The sequence below is a fragment of the Mesorhizobium sp. M1E.F.Ca.ET.063.01.1.1 genome (assembly GCF_003998155.1).
GTDB lineage: Bacteria > Pseudomonadota > Alphaproteobacteria > Rhizobiales > Rhizobiaceae > Mesorhizobium.
Window position 1 is genome coordinate 1 of sequence record NZ_RZSC01000898.1, and the last position, 2,176, is coordinate 2,176.

Annotated in this window: 1 protein-coding gene and 1 pseudogene; both read right to left on the reverse strand. The window is 60.2% G+C overall.

What is annotated here, in order from left to right; genetic code table 11:
• Window positions 1-1,361 (reverse strand): hydantoinase/oxoprolinase family protein (locus tag EOA29_RS33980; RefSeq protein WP_145969972.1); only part of this gene is annotated, 1,361 nt, incomplete at its 3' end.
• A gap of 121 nt (window positions 1,362-1,482) precedes the next feature.
• A pseudogene (locus EOA29_RS33985) lies at window positions 1,483-1,903 on the reverse strand (MFS transporter); the annotation flags it as partial.
• Between the last annotated feature and the right edge of the window lie 273 nt (window positions 1,904-2,176).

A 2,176-nucleotide genomic window follows, 5' to 3' on the forward strand; every position in this document is an offset into this window, starting at 1 on the left:
GGTCCGGCACCGCCGAATGCCACCAGCGCGAATGCCTTCACGTCACAACCGCGCTCGATCGAGATCGAGCGGATTGCGCGTGCCATATTGGCGACGGCAATTCGAATGATGCCGTCGGCCGCCTCGTCGGGGCCCGCCCCAATCCTGGTGGCGATCTTCGCCACGGCGCCACTCGCTGCCACACGGTTCACCGGCATTGCGCCGTTGAGAAGCGCAACCGGATTTAGCCGCCCCATGTGAAGATTCGCGTCGGTAATCGTTGGCTCGTTGCCACCGCGCATGTAGCCGACCGGCCCCGGATCAGCGCCGGCGGAGTGCGGCCCAGCCTTGAGCGCACCCGCGTCATCGACCCATGCAATCGAGCCCCCACCAGCGCCGATCACATGCACATCAACCATGGGGCAGCGAACAGGATAGCCGGCAACTTCCCGCAAGGGCGTGTAGGCGCCGCGGCCGTTCAGGACGAGCGAAACGTCCGTCGACGTACCACCAACATCAAATGTGATCGCATTTGAAAAACCCGCAGCCGCAGCCACCTGGGCGGCCCCTACCACACCGGCCGCTGGACCCGAAAGGCACGTCCGAACGGGGTAGGCCTTCGCGCTTTCCATCGACATAAGGCCGCCATTCGAATGAACAGTATGCGGAACCGCTCGCACGCCTAATCCGCGAGAGCGATGCATAAGGCGTTCCAGATAGCCGGCCATCCTGGGTGTCAGATAAGCGTTCATCACCGTGGTGGAGAAGCGCTCGAACTCCCGAAATTCCGGCTGCACGTCCGAGCTGAGGGAGATTGCGACCCCGGGCAACTCCTCGCGCAGAATTTCGGCGGCACGCTTCTCGTGGGCATCAAATCGGTATGCATGGACGAAGCAGATGGCCACAGCGGTCACTCCAGCGGATCTCAACTGACCAGCCGCGGCCCTCACAGCAGCTTCGTCCAAAGCTACGAGTTCCTCGCCGTCGGCTGTGAACCGTTCGGGAATCTCGAGACGCAACCAGCGCTCGACCAATGGGGCCGGACGGTGGATGGAATAATCATAGAGATGCGGACGCTGCTGGCGCGCGATCTCCAGCACATCCCGAAATCCCTTCGTTGTTATCAGGCCAGTGGGCGTACCTTTCCGCTCGATGATCATGTTGGTTGCAACGGTCGTGCCGTGGCCGAAATGCACGATAGCTGCCGGGTCAAAGCCGGCGCTAATCACCTGTATCAGACCATTCCCGATCGCCTCTGACGGGTCATGCGGCGTCGACGGCGTCTTGAAGTGGCGCAACTCGCCCGTAAGCTCATTGACCAACGACAGATCGGTGAACGTCCCACCGACGTCGACACCGATCCGATATCGCCCCTGCGCCATTTCGTCCGATCCTCAAAATATCCGGTTCGCCACCCGGATGATGAGGATGCTTAGGGTTAGCAGAAACGACAGTCAGGATCGTGCCAAAAAACAGCGCCATCGTGCCATTGAGTCGGTTTTCCAGGATGTCCCCGACGGAGGCATGCCAGGCTGGATCATTCAAGGCGAAACCGCATCCGGCCAAGAAGCCCAGTCCAAGTATCAGCCATGGACTGACAAAGCCGAGCCCCACCGAGAGAGCCAGCGTCATGGATGCCAGTGCGATCAGACAATGTCCGGCAAGCATCACCCCGCGACGGCTGAAACTGTCGGCGATTGCTCCAGCAAGGATCGACAAGAAGGAGGCCGGCAGTGTCGACGCGGCCTGAACGAGCGCGACCATCAGGTCAGAGGCTGAAGTCGTGGCCATGAGCCAGCTAATACCCACGCTCTGAACGAGCCAGCCGAGGCTGGATTGTGGCAGTCCAGATCGAACGAAAGACCGGGTTCTGAAGAGGCATCAGTGTGGCTGCCGCAAAGGGCGAGGAATTTTCAAGCCGCATGACTTTTCACCTCCACCAAATAATTCTTCGCTCACCTGCTGGCAGTTGCGCCTTTGTGCACAGCCGCGTCACAACCAAGTTCCGCTGTCGCGCTCTCAACACGAGATATAGCATCAGCAGGCTGATGCGCGATGGGGTGCCGAATTGGGTGTAAGCTGGGTCGGGATCGCAGCCCGAAGGGGCTGTTAAGTTCTGCTTTGCGACTTTCAGCTTTGGTTCGTGCTACAGCCACGAAGGCTGGCTTGTCAAACTCCCGGAGTAAGCTAACTCTGG